The 17,014-nt window shown below is 69.3% G+C and carries 16 protein-coding genes; 12 read left to right on the forward strand and 4 right to left on the reverse strand.

The features are described from left to right. Positions 1-65: 65 nt before the first annotated feature. A complete protein-coding gene (locus EP757_RS02255) occupies positions 66-716 on the reverse strand; it encodes a hypothetical protein (protein ID WP_127542549.1) in 651 nt (216 codons plus the stop codon). A gap of 17 nt (positions 717-733) precedes the next feature. Here EP757_RS02255 and EP757_RS43195 point away from each other — a divergent pair, with 17 nt between their 5' ends. After that, positions 734-904 carry a hypothetical protein gene (locus EP757_RS43195; RefSeq protein ID WP_174262326.1) on the forward strand — a complete coding sequence of 57 codons (171 nt, stop codon included), beginning with the start codon at positions 734-736 and terminating at the stop codon, positions 902-904. Between the two features lie 10 nt (positions 905-914). On the opposite strand, the gene EP757_RS02260 is transcribed toward EP757_RS43195, so the two are convergent. After that, positions 915-1,970, reverse strand: a complete 1,056-nt coding sequence (locus EP757_RS02260; RefSeq protein ID WP_127542550.1) for an App1 family protein — start codon at positions 1,968-1,970, stop codon at positions 915-917. An 89-nt stretch (positions 1,971-2,059) separates the two neighbouring features. Then, the gene (locus EP757_RS02265) at positions 2,060-2,761 is read right to left on the reverse strand and encodes a hypothetical protein (RefSeq protein WP_127542551.1); all 702 of its coding nucleotides are present in this window, start codon (positions 2,759-2,761) and stop codon (positions 2,060-2,062) included. Positions 2,762-2,905: 144 nt separating this feature from the next. Here EP757_RS02265 and EP757_RS02270 point away from each other — a divergent pair, with 144 nt between their 5' ends. The 11 genes from EP757_RS02270 to EP757_RS02320 all read left to right on the forward strand — a co-directional run bounded on the left by EP757_RS02270 (position 2,906) and on the right by EP757_RS02320 (position 14,430). Next, entirely contained in the window at positions 2,906-3,751 is an 846-nt protein-coding gene (locus EP757_RS02270; RefSeq protein ID WP_127542552.1) for an NAD-dependent protein deacetylase, read from the forward strand. Between the two features lie 140 nt (positions 3,752-3,891). Next, positions 3,892-4,896 (forward strand): LacI family DNA-binding transcriptional regulator, encoded by a 1,005-nt coding sequence (locus EP757_RS02275; RefSeq protein ID WP_127542553.1) that lies wholly within the window; start codon positions 3,892-3,894, stop codon positions 4,894-4,896. Between the two features lie 130 nt (positions 4,897-5,026). Beyond that, positions 5,027-6,715, forward strand: coding sequence for an ABC transporter substrate-binding protein (locus tag EP757_RS02280; RefSeq protein ID WP_127542554.1), 1,689 nt, complete (start codon positions 5,027-5,029; stop codon positions 6,713-6,715). A gap of 64 nt (positions 6,716-6,779) precedes the next feature. Beyond that, positions 6,780-7,829, forward strand: coding sequence for an ABC transporter ATP-binding protein (locus tag EP757_RS02285; protein WP_127542555.1), 1,050 nt, complete (start codon positions 6,780-6,782; stop codon positions 7,827-7,829). Then, positions 7,826-8,806, forward strand: coding sequence for an ABC transporter permease (locus EP757_RS02290; protein WP_127542556.1), 981 nt, complete (start codon positions 7,826-7,828; stop codon positions 8,804-8,806). Before EP757_RS02285 ends, EP757_RS02290 begins: the two co-directional genes overlap by 4 nt. A 3-nt stretch (positions 8,807-8,809) precedes the next feature. Continuing rightward, entirely contained in the window at positions 8,810-9,862 is a 1,053-nt protein-coding gene (locus EP757_RS02295) for an ABC transporter permease (protein ID WP_127542557.1), read from the forward strand. Between the two features lie 68 nt (positions 9,863-9,930). Next, positions 9,931-10,926, forward strand: coding sequence for an ABC transporter ATP-binding protein (locus tag EP757_RS02300; protein WP_127542558.1), 996 nt, complete (start codon positions 9,931-9,933; stop codon positions 10,924-10,926). A gap of 58 nt (positions 10,927-10,984) precedes the next feature. Continuing rightward, the gene (locus EP757_RS02305) at positions 10,985-12,301 is read left to right on the forward strand and encodes a GH1 family beta-glucosidase (RefSeq protein WP_127542559.1); all 1,317 of its coding nucleotides are present in this window, start codon (positions 10,985-10,987) and stop codon (positions 12,299-12,301) included. After that, positions 12,298-13,125, forward strand: a complete 828-nt coding sequence (locus tag EP757_RS02310) for a bifunctional 2-polyprenyl-6-hydroxyphenol methylase/3-demethylubiquinol 3-O-methyltransferase UbiG (RefSeq protein WP_127542560.1) — start codon at positions 12,298-12,300, stop codon at positions 13,123-13,125. Before EP757_RS02305 ends, EP757_RS02310 begins: the two co-directional genes overlap by 4 nt. Positions 13,126-13,171: 46 nt before the next feature. Beyond that, positions 13,172-13,372 carry a hypothetical protein gene (locus EP757_RS02315; RefSeq protein ID WP_127542561.1) on the forward strand — a complete coding sequence of 67 codons (201 nt, stop codon included), beginning with the start codon at positions 13,172-13,174 and terminating at the stop codon, positions 13,370-13,372. An 89-nt stretch (positions 13,373-13,461) separates the two neighbouring features. Then, positions 13,462-14,430 carry an aldo/keto reductase gene (locus tag EP757_RS02320; RefSeq protein ID WP_127542562.1) on the forward strand — a complete coding sequence of 323 codons (969 nt, stop codon included), beginning with the start codon at positions 13,462-13,464 and terminating at the stop codon, positions 14,428-14,430. 62 nt (positions 14,431-14,492) lie between these two features. Here EP757_RS02320 and EP757_RS02325 read toward each other — a convergent pair whose 3' ends face one another. Further along, a complete protein-coding gene (locus tag EP757_RS02325) occupies positions 14,493-17,012 on the reverse strand; it encodes a DNA topoisomerase (ATP-hydrolyzing) subunit A (protein WP_127542563.1) in 2,520 nt (839 codons plus the stop codon). Positions 17,013-17,014 lie beyond the last annotated feature (2 nt).

Below are 17,014 nucleotides of genomic sequence, written 5' to 3' on the forward strand. Positions count from 1 at the left end.
GCCACGACGAAACCACGGCACGCCGGAGACCGCGGCACGCCAGAGACCACGGCACGCCGGGAGGGTCAGGCCTCGGGCACGCTCACCGAGATCTCCTCCCCCAGGGTGTAGCCCGGGCAGAGTTCGAGCTCGTCGCCGGACCAGAAGCGCCCCGGGTCGTACCAGTTGGCCTTGCGGCCGCGCGGCAGCAGCCCCATGTCCTCATAGGTCACCGCGACCACCTCGGCGCAGTACGCCTTCTCCAGCGTCGCGTCGCTGACCTGGCGCTGCTGCCACGGCAGGCGGATCTGCGGTACCCGGCCGCGCGCCCAGCGGAAGGCGAGCTGCGAGGTGGACGGGAACGGCGTGCCGTCGAGCCGGGCGACCGTCTTGAGGGCCTGGTCCTCCATCTCCCGGGTGACGCCGGGGTCGAGCTGCCGCAGCCAGCCACGCTGCCCGTACCGCCGTGCCCAGACGGTGACGGCGTCGCGCAGGTCGTGCAGCTGGACGCCGCGCTGGAAGCTGCCGGACCACATGTCGGGGAGGGACCTGCCCAGCTCGGCGTGCCACATCAGCGGCGGCATGTCGTCGATCACCAGTGACATGCCGACGTGGTTCACCGGGCTGTTGGTGAGCGCCTGGATGGCACGATCCGGGCCCGAGCGGCCGCGAAAGATCCAGATGTCACCCGTACGCGTCAGTTCGATCGCCTCGTCGAGGCTGAGTTCGGCAACCACGTGTCTATCCTCAGCTGATGCGTTGGTGGAAGGTAGCGGGACTTGCAGGGCTGGCCGGCGTCGCGGCGACGGGTGTGGTGATCGCCCGGGCCGAACGGCGGCGGCGAGCGTACACCCCGGACGAGATCCGGCAGAAGCTACACGAACGGGTCAGCGAAACCGAGCCGGTCGAGAAGTCGGCGGATTGAGACAAGCCGCTCACACCACGTCGGTGTCGCGGAGCAGGGACCAGAGTCCGGCGCCGTCCGGGGCGGAGAACCACGTCTTGCCGCCTGAGGGCACCACCTCGGCGGTGTCCGGCCCCGGGATGGCGCCGGCCAGCACCGCCTGGGTCGGCGACAGCCGGCGGATCGCGACGGCCGCCACGTTCTCCGGGTGGGTCCGGGCGAACTCGGAGTAGATCTCCTGGTCGTGCTGCCCGTCGTCGCCGATGAGCAGCCAGCGGACGTGCGGGAACTCCTCGGCGAGCCGGCGCAGCGACTTGCGCTTGTGTTCCTGGCCGCTGCGGAACCAGCGGTCCGGTGTGGGCCCCCAGTCGGTCAGCAGGATCGGGCCGGCCGGGTAGAGGTGCCTGCTCAGGAAGCGGGTCAGGGTGGGCGCCACGTTCCACGCGCCGGTGGAGAGGTAGAGCACCGGCGCGCCGGGGTGCGCGTTGACCAGGCGTTCGTAGAGCACCGCCATGCCGGGCACCGCGGTGCGGGCGTGCTCGTCGAGCACGAACGTGTTCCACGCGGCGAGCAGCGGGCGCGGCAGCGTGGTGACCATGACCGTGTCGTCGATGTCGGAGATGACGCCGAACTTCACCGACGGGTCGAGCACCCGGATCGGCGCGTCGATCGGGGCGGCGCCGTCGGTGGACATCCGGGCGGTGCCCCAGCCGGGTTCGAGGTCGCCTTTCACCTTGCAGTCGACGTACCCGCTGCGGTCGGAGCGGGTCTCGGTGACCGTGCCGCCGATCTCGATGCGGACCACGGCCCCGCTGGCCGGGGTGGTGGTGAAGCTGCGCCAGCCGCGGACCTTCTCCCGGCGTTTGCTGACCGTGCCGGGGCGGGCCAGCAGGACCCGGCCCATCACGCGGGCCCAGCCGGGAGCGCCGTAGCCGGTGTAGGCGGTGATGGAGGGTTTCCAGCCGCGGCCGACCAGCCGGCGCTCGATGATCTCGTGGATCGCGTCTTCGACGAGGGCCGCCCGGTGCATCCGGGTCGTGGGCGCGCGATCTGACGCGCCGCCGCCCGTGGGAGTTACCGTCACCATCGCCTCCTTACCCCAAGACCGCCCGGGCCTCACGTTACCCGGGCACTCTGAGCGGCCGAGAGGGAACAGGCAGGCGTCCAGGGTGGACGTCAGGCGGCGGCCGGGAGTTCGGCTCCCGTCCACTGCTCGGACCACCACTGCTGGTCCGCTGCCTCGGCGGCCGGTCCGCGCAACCGGGCGGCGGCGGCCTCGGCGCGCAGGTCGCGAAGGGTCTCGGCAGCCGCTTCGGCGCCACGCCACGCCGATTGCTCCTCGGCAACCGCTTTCCGGTACGCCTCCAGCCGATGTGCGCGAACAGCGCCGTGCAGCACCGCCTCCTGCTGGACCGGGTGCAGCCGCGGGTTCCAGCCCCGGTGCGCGTATACGTCGTTGAGCTGCGCGATCGACAGATCCTGGGTGCGGCACAGCTCGGTGGCGGCCCGGTGCAGGTAGCGCTGCCGGTCGGCGTTCTCCCCCGGCTTGCGGCGGCGGCTCATCAGCGGGAACGCGGTCGCCGCCCCGATCCGCCGGGCCGCGGTCTCGGCCTCTTCGTACGCGGCCCAGGCGGCGTCGACGGTCTCCTGCGCGGTCACCCACTCGGCGCGGCGGCGCTCGGCGGCGGTGGACGCCTCGGCGACGGCGCCCTCGATCTCGGCGGCGTACGGGTTCTCGTCCGGTTCGGGTCCGGCCGGTCTGCGCAGCCGCGGAAGCCGTGAGCTCACGATCGCGACGGCGAGCAGGAGCAGGATCGTCAGCCAGATCGCGGTGGCCTGCGGCACAGTCTTCAGGAAGCCCTGCAGAGCGGAATCCATGTAACACCCCCAAGTGGCCTGTGACCTGCGAAACCTGCCAGTTCACAACCTATCGGAGGCGAGGTGAACGCACACGGGTCATTCAGGTCACGGCCACCCGTACGGATGGCACGCGCGGTCATGCCCACGAGGGACCATGGGTCCATGGACTTAGCGGTGGTGGAGCAGGTGGCGCGGCTGGACGAGTGGATCGCCGAGGGCGGCGTCACGGTGCTCAGCGGCGCGGGGCTCTCGACCGACTCCGGGATCCCGGACTACCGGGGCCCCTCAGGATCGGCGCGGCGCGGGACGCCGATGACCTATCAGACCTTCACCGGGGACCCGGTCGCCCGGCGGCGCTACTGGGCCCGCAGCCACCTCGGCTGGCGCACGATCGGCGGGGCCCAGCCCAACGACGGGCACCGGGCGGTGGCCCGCTGGCAGCAGTCCGGCCTGCTCAGCGGGCTGATCACGCAGAACGTCGACGGCCTGCACCAGGCCGCGGGCGCGGACGACGTGGTCGAGTTGCACGGCAACCTGGCCCGGATCGTCTGCCTGGCATGCGGTGAGCTGACCGCCCGCGAGGAGCTGGCGCACCGGCTCGATCAGGCCAACCCGGGCTTCGCCGCGGTCGCCTCGGCGATCAACCCGGACGGCGACGCCGAGCTCGACGACGCCGAGCTGACCGGGTTCACCGTGGTGGACTGCCGCCGTTGCGGCGGGGTTCTCAAGCCGGACGTCGTGTACTTCGGCGAGACCGTGCCGGCCGACCGGGTGAGCCGGTCCTTCGCGCTCGTCGGGGCGGCACGCACCCTGCTGGTCCTCGGCTCCTCGCTGACCGTCATGTCGGGACGGCGGTTCGTGCTGAGGGCCGTCAAGGAGGGCATCCGGGTCGCCATAGTGAACCGGGGTGTCACGCGCGGTGAGCCGTACGCGGAAATGGTCATCGACGCGCCTCTCGGGATCGTCCTGCCGAACCTGGGCCGGACACCGATGAAGGCCGATTTCTAAACACAGTTACCGTCTCGAAACCTAAATAGATCTCACGGCCCGTTGACGTGACAGCCCTCACTGCGGTTGACTGCCGGAACCGGTACCGAAACCGGTTCCGAAACGTCAACGCAACAGCCTGGAACACAGCCGGAGGGACAGTGCCGATCACGATCGCCGATGTGGCGGCCCGGGCCAAGGTCAGCAAGACCACGGTCTCCCGGGTGCTGAACGGCAAGGGTGAGCTCGACGAGACGACGGCGGCACGGGTCCGTGCGGTGATCGACGAACTCGGCTACGTCCCCAGTGCCCGTGCGGTCAACCTCGCCCGCGGGCGCACCCGGGTGGTCGGCATGCTGGTGCCCTCGCTCACCTGGCCCTGGATGGGCGAGGTGCTGCAGGGCGCGGTCGACGTGCTCGAAGCCGAGCACTACGGCCTGCTGCTCTTCACGTGCAACCGCGGTGACGAGTCGATGCGGCAGTTCGCCGCCCAGGTCGCCGCGAAGTCCTTCGACGGCCTGCTGGTCATCGAGCCCGAGGGCACCCTCGACTACATCACCACCCTGCACAACCGCGGCCTGCCGATGGTGCTCATCGACGACCGCGACCAGCTCTCCGGCGGCACCATGGCGACGGTCGGCACCACCAACCACACCGGCGCCGCCGACGCGGCCAAGCATCTGCTCGAGATCGGGCGCCACAAGCCGCTCGTGATCACCGGGCCGTCCCGCTTCGGCTGCACCCAGCAGCGCACCGACGGTTTCGTCTCGGCCTACGCCGACGCCGGCATCCCGATCTCCGCCGACCGGATCATGCTCGGCGACTTCAAGTTCGGATCCGGCGCGGACAACGTGCGGCTCGCGATCGAGGCGGGCATCGAGTTCGACGCGGTCTTCTGCCACAACGACCTCTCCGCGTTCGGCGCCATGCAGGCGGCCCAGGAGAGCGGCCGCAGCGTGCCCGGCGACGTCGCGGTGGTCGGTTTCGACGACATCCCGATGGCGGCGCACGCCAAGCCGTCACTCAGCACCGTTCATCAGCCTCTGCGGGAGATGGGCGAGGCCGCGGCCCGTACGCTGCTCGCCCACTTCGAGGGAGCCCCGCTCCCGAACCGGCCGACCATAATCCCGGCCACTTTCACCGTCCGGAAGTCCACGCAGGACTGATTCAGGACCACACATCGACCGGCCGCTATGACGGCCGGGAAACAGTGACGCCCAGCGACCGGATCCCTGCCGGCCGCTCGGTGAAGCACACCCCTCTCACCCCGCATTGAAATCCCGAGGAGTTATTGCGATGCAGAGAAGGAAACTGTTCGCGGTCGCCCTGGCGGGCGTGCTCGCCACGGGCGGCCTCGCCGCCTGTGGTGACTCGCCGAACGAGAACAACAAGAACGCCGCCAAGGGTGACCAGGTCGATTTCCTCTCGATCGGCATGCCCAACGGCACGGTGACCGAGAGCAACAACCCGTTCGTGCAGACCTCGGCCGCCGCCTCGCTCGGCTACCGCTGGATGCTCTACGAGCCCCTCGGCCAGTGGAACAACACCAGGCCGGCCGACCCGCTGACGCCGTGGCTGGCCAGCGAGATCAAGTGGTCGCCGGACTACAAGACCGTCGACCTCGTCATCCGGGACGGCGCGACCTGGTCCGACGGCAAGCCGCTGACCGCCGAGGACGTGGTCTACACCCACACCCTGATCAAGAACAACGACGCGCTCAACCTCTTCGCCATCCCGTACGACCAGATCACGGCCGACGGCAACAAGGTGAAGATGACCTTCAAGTCGTCGCAGTTCACCACGCATCACAAGGTCATCGGCCAGACCCCGATCGTGCCGAAGCACGTCTGGGAGAAGATCGCCGACCCGGCCACCGACCCGATCAAGGACCCGGTCGGCAGTGGCCCGTACACCTTGAAGTCGTTCTCCCAGCAGGCGACGATCCTTGCCGCCCGAGAGAGCGGTTACTGGGGCACCGCACCCAAGGTCAAGGAGCTGCGGTACACCTCCTACGCGGACAACAACGCGCAGACCACGGCCCTGGCGACCGGCGCCGCGGAGTGGAGCTTCGTCTTCATCCCGAACTACGAGCAGGTCTTCACCTCCAAGGACCCGGAGCACTACAAGGTCTGGGCGCCCGGCGTGCTCGGCATCCACGGCCTCTACATCAACACCACCAAGAAGCCGTTCGACGACCCGAAGCTGCGGCAGGCCATGAACATGGTCATCAACCGCGAGGACATCTTCGTGCAGGCCGAGGCGAGCTACTTCCACCCGGCCATCAAGAGCGTCACCGGCCTGCCCGAGGGCGCGGGTGACGCCTACATCGCCGACGAGTACAAGGGCAAGACCTTCTCGGTCGACGTCGAGGGCGCGAAGAAGCTGCTCGCCGACTCCGGCTACACGCTGGACGGCACCACGCTGAAGGACAAGAGCGGCAAGCCGGTCACCATCAAGCTCACCGACCCGGCGCCGTGGTCCGACTACCAGACCTCGCTCGAGATCATCAAGAGCAACCTCGCCGAGATCGGCATCGCCGCGACCGTCGAGAAGCCGAACCAGAACGTCTGGGACGCGAACGTCCAGAAGGGTGACTTCGAGGCCACCATGCGGTGGACCAACGGTGGCTCGACGCCGTTCGACATCTACCAGACCGTCATGGACGGCGACCTGATGAAGCCGATCGGCACCGCCGCCCAGCAGGGCAACTTCGGCCGGTTCGACAGCCCGGAGGCCACCGCGGCACTCAAGGCGTACTCGAACGCGACCGACGAGGCGGCCCGCAAGACCGCTCTCGCCACGATCCAGAAGATCTTCGTGGAGCAGGCCCCGATGCTGCCGGTCGGCGCGGACAACGTCGGCGCCGCGTACAGCACCAAGAACTGGGTCGGCTGGCCCACGGACGCGGACTCCTACGCGCCCGCTCAGCCCACCCAGGCTGCCGCGCTCCAGGTCGTCCTGAAGCTCCAGCCCGCCAACTCCTGATCATCACGCGGGCGCCCCGGTCACGGCCGGGGCGCCCGCCTGAAGCATGTACGAAGGAACCGGCATGACGTCGATCCCGGACGCGAAGGCGCCGGCCGGCGAGGTGGTGCTCGAGGCGATCGGCCTGACCAAGCACTTCCCCGTCCGCCGGCGGCTGCGTGACCTCTTCTCCAACCGGCACGACGCGGTTCACGCCGTCGATGATGTGAACCTCACGCTCCGCCGAGGCCAGGTCGTGGCCCTCGTCGGCGAGTCGGGCTCGGGCAAGTCCACTGTGGCGCGGCTGCTCGCTCAGCTCTATCCCCGTACCGGCGGCGACATCCGGCTGCACGGCGAGACGACGAAGGTCAAGTCGGGCTCGGCGTTCCGCCGCTACTGCGCCCAGGTGCAGATGATCTTCCAGGACCCGTTCGCGTCGCTGAACCCGGTGCACACCATCCGGTACCACCTGGAACGGTCCCTGAAGATCCACGGCAACATCGGGGACGACCTCGACGGCGCGCTGCACCAGCTGCTGGAACGGGTCTCGCTGACACCGCCCGATCGGTATCTGGACAAGTTCCCGCACGAGCTCTCCGGCGGCCAGCGGCAGCGCGTGGCGATCGCCCGGGCGCTCGGCGCCGAGCCCGAGGCACTGCTCGCCGACGAGCCGGTGTCGATGCTCGACGTCTCCATCCGGCTCGGCGTCCTGAACCTGCTCCGGGATCTCAAGGAACGTCTCAACCTGGCAATCCTCTACATCACCCACGACATCGCCTCGGCGCGGTACTTCGCCGACGAGACGATGGTCATGTACGCGGGCCGGATGGTGGAGGGCGGTGATTCGGAGACCGTCACGCAGTCGCCGGCCCATCCGTACACCAGGCTCTTGATCGAAAGCGCCCCCGACCCGGACCGGCTCACCGGCGCCCCCGAAGCCGCGGGCGAGGAGCGTGGCAACGGCGAACCGCCGAGCCTGATCCACCCGCCGTCCGGATGCCGTTTCCACCCGCGCTGCCCGGTCGCGATGCCGCGTTGCTCGACCGACCTGCCGGTGCGCCTGGAGATCGGTGACAAGCCCGGGCACTGGGCGGCGTGCTGGCTGTACGACAAGTCCGAGGCGGTGAACCAGTGAAGTACTTCCTGCAGCGGCTCGCCTTCTACCTCTTCACCGCGTGGGCCGCGATCACGCTGAACTTCCTGATCCCCCGGATGATCCCCGGCGACCCGGTCCAGGCACTGATCACCAAGTACCAGGGGCAGCTCAGCAGCAAGGCGATCGACTCGATGTACGTCCTGTTCGGACTGGACAAGGACGCGAGCATCTGGGAGGAGTACGTCAACTACTGGAAGCAGCTGTTCAGCGGCGACCTGGGACTGTCGTTCACGTTCTTCCCCACCCCGGTCTCCGAGATCATCGCCAGCAGCCTGCCCTGGACGCTGCTGCTGGTCGGCATCACCACGGTGATCAGCTTCTTCCTCGGCACCGGTCTCGGCGTCCTGGCCGGCTGGCGGCGCGGCTCGTGGGCCGACGGCCTGCTGCCGGTCACCACGTTCCTATCCTCGGTGCCGTACTTCTGGCTCGGCATCATCGCGATCTACCTGCTGACCGGGCCGGACAGCTTCTTCCCGCCCTCCGGCGGCTTCGACAACGGCCTGGTGCCGGCCTGGGACCAGTACTTCATCCCGAGCGCCATCCAGCACAGCCTGCTGCCCGCGCTGACCATCCTGATCTCCTCGGTCAGCGGCTGGATCCTCAGCATGCGCAACATGATGGTGACGGTCTCCTCGGAGGACTACATCACCGTGGCGCACGCGAAGGGCCTCTCCGACCGCCGGGTCGCGATGAGCTACGCGGCACGCAACGCGCTGCTGCCGAACGTCTCCGGCTTCGCGCTGTCGCTCGGCTTCATCGTCGGCGGCACGCTGCTGGTGGAGATCGTCTTCTCCTACCCGGGCGTCGGCTTCCAGCTCTTCCAGGCGCTCGGCGCGTCCGACTACCCGCTCATGCAGGGCATCTTCCTGATCATCACGATCTCGGTGCTGGTCGCGAACCTGCTCGCGGACATCGCGTACCTGCTCCTGGACCCGCGCACCCGCAAGGAGGGCTGAGCGATGACGATCCCCACCTCCAGCATCGAGCAGGTCATCCCGGAACAGGGAGCGATGGCCCAGCCCTCGGTGACGAAGAAGGCCAAGCGGCAGCGCTTCCGCTTCGTCGCGAACAAGAAGGCCGCGGTCGGCCTGATCATCCTCGGCGTCTACCTGCTCTTCGCGGTGATCGGCCCGTGGGTGGCGCCCTACGACCCGAGCGCCCGCGGCGACCAGCTGGTCCAGCCGCCCTCGTCCGAGCACTGGCTGGGCACCACCCACCTGGGCCAGGACGTGTTCAGCCAGCTCCTCACCGGCACCCGCAGCGTCATCTTCGTCGGCTTCTTCGCCGGCATCGTGGCGACGGTGCTCTCGGTCATCATCGGGGTGACGGCGGGGTACGTCGGCGGCAAGACCGACGAGGTCCTCTCGGCACTCTCCAACGTCTTCCTGGTGATCCCGGCCCTGCCGCTGATCATCATCATCACGTCCACCCTGGAGAGCGCCGAGGACTGGCTGATTGCCTTGGTCATCGGTCTCACCTCGTGGTCCTGGAACGCCCGGGTGCTGCGGGCGCAGACCCTCTCTCTGCGCCGGCGCGACTTCGTCGAGGCGTCCCGGGCCACCGGCGAGCGGACCTGGCGGGTCATCGGCTTCGAGCTGCTGCCGAACCTCACCGCCGTGATCGCCTCCGGCTTCGTCGGCACCGTCATCTTCGCGGTGCTCTCCGAGATCACCCTGGCGTTCATCGGCGTCACCTCGGCCACCACCTGGAACTGGGGAACCATCCTCTTCTGGGCGCAGGGTCAGCAGGCGCTCGCGCAGAACGCCTGGTGGTGGTTCATCCCGGCCGGTCTCGCGATCGCGTTCCTCGGCACCGCCCTCTCCCTGATCAACTTCGGCATCGACGAGTTCGTCAGCCCGCGTCTGCGCAGCATGGGCAAGACGTCGTTGAAGACCGCCACCGGCCGGAAGGTCCGGATGCGGATCGGCTTCACCCCGGTGATCTCCAACTCGCCGGAGCCGCACACGCAGGCCTCGGTGACCCCCGTTTTGAGGAAGGAGGTCGCGCCATGAGCGAGCTTGCGAGCGAATCAGCCAGCTCAGTAAACATGTCGCTACCGGAGCGAAGCGGAGGTGGCGGCATGAGCGAACCCGTCCTGGAGATCCGCAACCTCAACGTCGAGTACGGCCTCGGCGACCAGGCGGTACGCGCCGTCCGCGACGTGAACCTGACACTGCACCGCGGTGAGGTGCTCGGCCTGGCCGGCGAGAGCGGTTCCGGCAAATCGACCCTCGCGTACGGGATGACCCGGCTCCTCCCCCCGCCCGGAGTGATCACCGGCGGTCAGGTGATCTATCACCCCGCGGAGGGCGACCCGTACGACGTCCTCGGCCTCTCGGACGGTCAGCTGCGCGGATTCCGGTGGAACGAGACGGCGATCGTGTTCCAGGGCGCGATGAACTCGCTCAACCCGGTGCACAAGATCTCCACGCAGCTCACCGACGTGCTCAGGGCGCACGACCCGAAGATGAGCGAGCACAGCCGCAACGCCCGGGCCCGGGAGATGCTCAAGCTCGTCGGGATCGCCGCCGACCGGATGGACGCATATCCGCACCAGCTCTCCGGCGGCATGCGGCAGCGCGTCATGATCGGCATGGCGCTGATCCTGCAGCCGCAGGTCGTGATCATGGATGAGCCGACCACGGCGCTCGACGTGGTGATGCAGCGGCAGATCCTCGGCCAGCTCATCGAGCTGCGGGAACGGCTCGGCTTCTCGGTCATCTTCATCACGCACGACCTGTCGCTGCTGGTCGAGTTCTCGAACCGGATCGCGATCATGTACGGCGGGCGGATCGTGGAGGAGGCGCCGGCGGCGTCGATCTACCGGGACGCGCTGCACCCGTACTCCGCGGGGTTGCTCGGATCCTTCCCGGCGCTGCGCGGGCCGCGCCGTGAGCTCACCGGCATCCCCGGGTCGCCGCCCGACCTCAAGGGCATGCCGAGCGGGTGCTCGTTCCATCCGCGGTGCCCGAAGGCGTTCGACCCCTGCGCCGACAACATCCCGGTGCTCGGCACCCCTCCGGTGCCGGACGGATCCACGCGGACCGTCGCCTGCTGGTTGCATCCGGTCGCCTGATCCGAGGGCCGGTCCCCTGCCGTCGGGACCGGCCCTCCCTATTCTGTGGGGAAATTTCGTGACATTTACGTGGGGAGTGGCCACCTCGGCCTATCAGATCGAGGGCGCCGCGGCTGAGGACGGGCGCACGCCCTCCATCTGGGACACGTTCGCCAGGGACGTCGTCGGCGAGACCGGTGACGTGGCGTGCGATCACTACCACCGGATGCCGGACGACGTTCAGCTGATCAAGAGCTTGGGCGTCGACGCGTACCGGTTCTCGGTCTCCTGGACCCGGGTGCAGCCGCACGGCCGCGGTCCGGCGAACCGGGCCGGCCTCGACTTCTACGACCGGCTCGTCGACGAGCTGCTCGCGGCCGGGATCGATCCGTGGCTGACGCTCTACCACTGGGATCTGCCGCAGGAGCTGGAGGATCTCGGCGGGTGGACCAACCGCGACACGGCGTACCGGTTCGCCGAGTACTCCGGTTTCGTTGTCGATCGGCTCCAAGATCGGGTGCGCAACTGGGGGACGGTCAACGAGCCGTGGTGCGTCGCCTATCTCGGGTATGAGCACGGGGTTCACGCGCCGGGGCGTAAAGACTTTGGGGCTGCTGTCGCCGCTACGCATCACTTGTTGCTGGGGCACGGGCTGGTTGCGCGGCATATCCGAAATGACGGAAATATCGTAGGGCCTGCGCTCAACATCGGGACCGCCACACCGGCCTCCGACGACCCGGTCGACATCGCGGCGGCCCGGCTCGCCGACGGGATGGGCACCCGGATCTTCCTCGATCCGATCGCGCGGGGCTCTTATCCCACCGACGTCCTCGAGCACCTGGCCGCGCGCGGCTACGAGCTGCCCATCCGCGACGGCGACCTGGAGATCATCGCGGCGCCGATCGACATCCTCGGCGTCAACTTCTACTTCGGACAGGACTTCTCCGGGTACGACCTCGACGGGCGATCGGCCGACGCCGCCGGGCTGCCCATCGTCCGGGAGATCTACCCCGACGTTCCGCGGACCGCTCTGAACTGGCCGATCACGCCGGACCGGTTCACCACGCTGCTCCTGCGCCTGCACCACGACTACGGGATTCCGCTGGCCGTGACCGAGAACGGCGCCGTCTACGACGACCGGCCCGACGCCACCGGATTCGTGGACGACCACGAGCGGACGGCGTACATCAGGGCACACGTCGACGCGACAATGGCCGCCCGGGCGGCCGGCGCCGACGTACGCGGATATTTCGCCTGGTCGTTGATGGACAACTTCGAATGGGCCGAGGGCTACGCGAAACGGTTCGGCCTGGTGCACGTCGACTACGAGACCCAGGTGCGGACCCCGAAAAGGAGTGCGCTCTGGTTCCGGGACCGCATACGCTCCGGCGCATGACCGAATACCTCGACGTGAACCGCGCCAACTGGGACGAGCGCGCGGCTCCGCACGCCGCCTCGCCCGACTACCACGTCGAGGACTTCGCGAACGACCCGTCGTACCTCAGCGAGGTGGTCCGCTTCGATCTGCCCCGCCTCGGTGACATCGCCGGGCTGCGCGGCGTGCACCTGCAGTGCCACATCGGCACCGACACGGTCTCGCTGTCGCGGCTCGGCGCCACCATGACCGGTCTCGACTTCTCCGGCGCCTCCCTCGAACAGGCCCGCAAGATCGCTTCGCTGGCCGGTGCCCCGATCTCCTTCGTGGAGAGCGACGTCTACGCGGCGCGGGACGTCCTCGACGGCGAGTTCGACCTGGTCTACACCGGGGTCGGGGCGCTCGGCTGGCTGCCCGACATCAAGCGCTGGGCGCAGACCGTGGCGTCGCTGCTCGCCCCGGGCGGGCGGCTCTTCATCCGGGAGGGCCACCCGGTCCTCTGGGCTCTCGACTACGAGCGCACCGACGGCCTGATCGCGCTCGCCACGCCGTACTTCGAGACCACCGAGCCACAGATCTGGGACGAGCCCGGTACGTACGTGTCGAGCGACCACGAGTTCCAGCACACCGTGACGCACGAGTGGAACCACGGGCTCGGCGAGATCGTCACGGCGGTCCTCGAAGCCGGGCTGGTCCTCACCGGACTGGAGGAGCACCAGTCGGTGCCGTGGCACGCTCTCGAACGGGACATGCACCCGATCGGTGGCGGCGAGTTCCAGCTCATCGACCGGCCCGCACGGCTGCCGCACACCTACACGCTGCAGGCGCGCCGTTTAGCGGACTGACCCATCGGGGTATTCGCCGCGCATCCCCCGGTAGAGGAGGTCCCCGATGCGGATCGGCGCGGTCATAATCGTCATCTGGCTGGCACTCGGCGTCGTTGCGGCGTTCCAGCGCGGCTATTTCAAGGACACCGGTGACGCCAGTTGTGCCGAGGCCGGCACCGTCATCATCACCACGATCGCCGGTCCGCTCAATTGGATGGGCGTCAATCCGAAGATCACTTGCGACATCCCGGAGCCGAGCGAGTAGGTCTCGCTCTTCGGCCCCTTCCGATCTCCGAGATCCGGGAGGGGCCGCGGCTTGTCCTGGAGCGCACTCCAGGTCCTAGCGTCGATGTCATGGAACGCAGAGACTTCGGCAGGCTCGGACAGATCAGCGCGCTCACCCTCGGCGGCGGCGGCCTCGGCGGCGTCTGGGGAAGCACCGACCGGGACGAGGCGGTGGCGACGGTCCACGCGGCCGTCGACGCCGGCATCACGATGCTCGACGTGGCCCCTTCCTACGGCGACGACTACGAGGCCGAACGGGTGATCGGCGCGGCCCTGCGAGCGCCCTCCGCCGCTGACGTGCAGGTCACGTCGAAGGTGCAGGTCCACGACGTCCCGCCGGGTGGCGACTTCACCGGGCTGATCAACCGCAGCCTGGACGGCAGCCTGCAGCGACTCGGCCGTGACCACCTGGACCTGCTCCTGCTGCACACGCAACTGCTGCCCCGCGACGGCTCGGCGACGGCGAAGGACACGATCCACTGGGAGTCGTACCGCGAGTCGGTGATCCCGGTCTTCGAGGCCCTCCGCGACTCCGGGAAGATCCGCGCCTGGGGCATCACCGCTGTCGGCCATCCGCAGTCCGTCGTGGACGCCCTCACCTCGGCGCCGCGCCCGGATGCCGCTCAGGTGATCGTCAATCCGCTGGACCTGAACGGCGACATGTGGATTTATCCGGACGTAGCACCGCAGAACGACGCGGTGGTGGAGGCGGCCGGCGCTCACGGTGTTCCGGTGCTGGGCATCCGGGTGGTGGCGGCCGGCTCCCTGACCGATTCGCTGGACCGCGACCTGCCGCCCACCCACCCGGCAGCGGCCGACTTCACGAAGGCCGCGCCCTTCCGCAAACTCGCCGCCGACCTCGGAACCTCGGCAGCGACCCTGGCACACCGTTACGCCCTTTCGGTCCCCGGCGTGGCCAGCGTGATCCTGGGCGTGAAGAACCGCGCCGAACTGGCCGAGTGCCTGAGTGCCGAAGCCGACGGCCCCCTGCCGGCCGACGTGCTGACCGCCTTGAAGTCCCTCAGAGCCACGATCTAGGCGAGCAACAGGACGGCCGCCGGGCGGGAGATCCCGTCCGGCGGCCGTTGTCGCTGAGAGGGTCAGTCGCGCTCGATCAGGTGGCCGATCAGCTGGGGGCCCATGATGACGGCCGTGCCGGAGCCGTCGCGGCGGGTGTCGGGCTCGGGGAGCTCGACCGGGTCGCCGGTGGCCGACGCGCCGACCGGGCGGGGGCCGACCCACGCCACGGACAGCTGGGACTCGCCCTTGAGGAAGCGCTGCACCCGGACACCGCCGGTGGCGCGGCCCTTCGCCGGGTAGAGCGCGAACGGCGTCAGCTTCACCTGGGTGCCGGTGGACGTCACCACCATCGGCTCGCCGTGCTGGGTGTCCGACGTGGTGACCGCGTTGAACGACAGCACCGCGGCGTCGGCGGTCAGGTTGATACCGGCCATGCCGCCGCCCTTGAGACCCTGCGGCCGGACCAGTTTCGCCGGGAAGCGCAGCAGGGACGCGTCGGAGGTGACGAACACCAGCGCCTCGGCGCCGTCGACGAGCCAGGTGGCCTGGAGGACCTCGTCGCCCTCCTTCAGCGTGATCACCTCGAACTCGTCGGAGCGGACCGGCCACTCCGGGGCGCACACCTTCACGATGCCGTGCTTCGTGCCCATGGCCAGGCCGGGCGAGTCACCCGGGGTGAGCGGCGCGAGGCCGACGACCCTCTCCCCCTTGTGTAGCGGCACCAGCTCGGAGGCGGACATCCCGCCGCGCAGCGAGACCGTCCCGGACTGCTCCGGCAGCACCGGCAGGGTCAGCACGTCGGTCTTGAACGCCCGGCCCCGGTTCGTGACGAGCAGGATGCGGCCGCGGGCCGTGGAGTGGATCACCGCGCGGACGGCGTCGTGCTTGACGCGGCCGCTGCGCTTGCGGGCCTCGGTGCTCTCCTCGCTCTCCGCCGCGGTACGCGCGATCAGCCCGGTGGCGGACAGGATCACCTGGCACGGGTCGTCGGCGACCTCGAGCGGCCCGGCCGGAACCGAAGCGGCGAGCACCTCCTTGAGGTCGCCGTCGATGAGCGTGGTGTGCCGCGGGCGGCCGAACTCGGTCGCCACCTCGGCGAGCTCGTCGGAGACGACCTGCTTGAGGACGTCTTCGTTGTCCAGGATCCGGGTGAGCTCGGCGATCTCGCCGCGGAGCCGCTCCTGCTCGGTCTCCAGCTCGATCCGGTCGAACCGGGTGAGCCGCCGCAGCGGGGTGTCCAGGATGTACGTCGCCTGGATCTCGGAGAGCCCGAACTCGCTCATGAGACCGGCCTTGGCGGCGGCCGCGTCGTCGCTGGCCCGGATCAGCGCGACCACGCGGTCGATGTCGATCAGGGCGATGAGCAGGCCGTCGACGAGGTGGAGCCGGTCTTCACGCTTGGTGCGGCGGAAGGTGGTCCGGCGGGTGACCACGTCGTACCGATGCTGGACGAAGACCTCGAGCAGCGCCTTCAGACCGAGCGTGCGCGGCTGGCCGTCGACGAGCACCAGGTTGTTGATGCCGAACGAGCTCTCCAGCGGGGTGAGGCGGTAGAGGTCGGCGAGCAGCGCCTGCGGGTTGACGCCCACCTTGCACTCGATGACCAGCCGGGTGCCGTGCTCGCGGTCGGTCAGGTCCTTCACGTCGGAGATGCCGACGAGCCGGGCCGCCTGCCGCTGGCCGCGCCGCGGGCCGGACGTGATCAGCTTGCCCTTCACCTCGTCGGTGATCGCCTCGATGATCTTCTCGGCGCCGACGCCGTAGGGCAGCTCGGTCACGGTGATCGCCTGACGGCCGCGGCCGCCCTCCAGCAGGCCGGTCTGGGCGCGGGCGCGGATGCGGACCACGCCGCGACCCGTCTCGTACGCCCGGCGCACCTCGTCGAGGCCGAGCAGCTGGCCACCGGTGGGCAGGTCGGGGCCGGGCACGAAGCGCATGAGCGCGTCGAGGTCGGCCTCCGGGTGGGTGATCAGGTGCCGGGCGGCGGCCACGACCTCGCCGAGGTTGTGCGGGATCATGTTCGTCGCCATGCCGACGGCGATCCCGGACGTGCCGTTGACCAGCAGGTTCGGGAAGGCCGCGGGCAGCACCTTGGGCTCGGACTCGGAGCCGTCGTAGGTGGGCTTGAAGTCGACGGTGCCCTCGCCGAGCTCGCCGACCAGCAGCATCGCCTCACGGGACATGCGCGCTTCGGTGTACCGCGCGGCGGCCGGGCCGTCGTCGGGCGAGCCGAAGTTGCCGTGGCCGTCGATGAGCGGCGTGTTGAGCGAGAAGTCCTGGGCGAGCCGGACCAGGGCGTCGTAGATCGCCACGTCGCCGTGCGGGTGGTACTTACCCATCACGTCGCCGACCACGCGGGCGGACTTGACGTAGGGCCGGTCGGGGCGGTGGTTCTGCTCCGACATGGACCAGAGGATCCGCCGGTGGACCGGCTTGAGGCCGTCCCGCGCGTCGGGCAGCGCCCGCGAGTGGATGACGGAGTACGCGTACTCCAGGTAGGAGTCCTCGACCTCGGTGGTCAGCGGGTTGTCGATGACCCGGGCGCCTGGCTGATCGAAAGCGGACAGGTCGACGCGGTTCTCGGACTTGCGGCGTGCCATGG

The sequence above is a fragment of the Actinoplanes sp. OR16 genome (genome assembly GCF_004001265.1).
In the GTDB taxonomy this organism is placed as follows: Bacteria; Actinomycetota; Actinomycetes; order Mycobacteriales; family Micromonosporaceae; genus Actinoplanes.

What these genes read in the sequence shown, in the direction of transcription:
- EP757_RS43195 (WP_174262326.1), top strand. Translation starts at nt 734, where the DNA reads ATGCGTTGGTGGAAGGTAGCGGGACTTGCAGGGCTGGCCGGCGTCGCG.
- EP757_RS02260 (WP_127542550.1), bottom strand. Translation starts at nt 1,970, where the DNA reads ATGGTGACGGTAACTCCCACGGGCGGCGGCGCGTCAGATCGCGCGCCC.
- EP757_RS02265 (WP_127542551.1), bottom strand. Translation starts at nt 2,761, where the DNA reads ATGGATTCCGCTCTGCAGGGCTTCCTGAAGACTGTGCCGCAGGCCACC.
- EP757_RS02270 (WP_127542552.1), top strand. Translation starts at nt 2,906, where the DNA reads ATGGACTTAGCGGTGGTGGAGCAGGTGGCGCGGCTGGACGAGTGGATC.
- EP757_RS02280 (WP_127542554.1), top strand. Translation starts at nt 5,027, where the DNA reads ATGCAGAGAAGGAAACTGTTCGCGGTCGCCCTGGCGGGCGTGCTCGCC.
- EP757_RS02285 (WP_127542555.1), top strand. Translation starts at nt 6,780, where the DNA reads ATGACGTCGATCCCGGACGCGAAGGCGCCGGCCGGCGAGGTGGTGCTC.
- EP757_RS02295 (WP_127542557.1), top strand. Translation starts at nt 8,810, where the DNA reads ATGACGATCCCCACCTCCAGCATCGAGCAGGTCATCCCGGAACAGGGA.
- EP757_RS02300 (WP_127542558.1), top strand. Translation starts at nt 9,931, where the DNA reads ATGAGCGAACCCGTCCTGGAGATCCGCAACCTCAACGTCGAGTACGGC.
- EP757_RS02310 (WP_127542560.1), top strand. Translation starts at nt 12,298, where the DNA reads ATGACCGAATACCTCGACGTGAACCGCGCCAACTGGGACGAGCGCGCG.
- EP757_RS02315 (WP_127542561.1), top strand. Translation starts at nt 13,172, where the DNA reads ATGCGGATCGGCGCGGTCATAATCGTCATCTGGCTGGCACTCGGCGTC.
- EP757_RS02320 (WP_127542562.1), top strand. Translation starts at nt 13,462, where the DNA reads ATGGAACGCAGAGACTTCGGCAGGCTCGGACAGATCAGCGCGCTCACC.
- EP757_RS02325 (WP_127542563.1), bottom strand. Translation starts at nt 17,012, where the DNA reads ATGGCACGCCGCAAGTCCGAGAACCGCGTCGACCTGTCCGCTTTCGAT.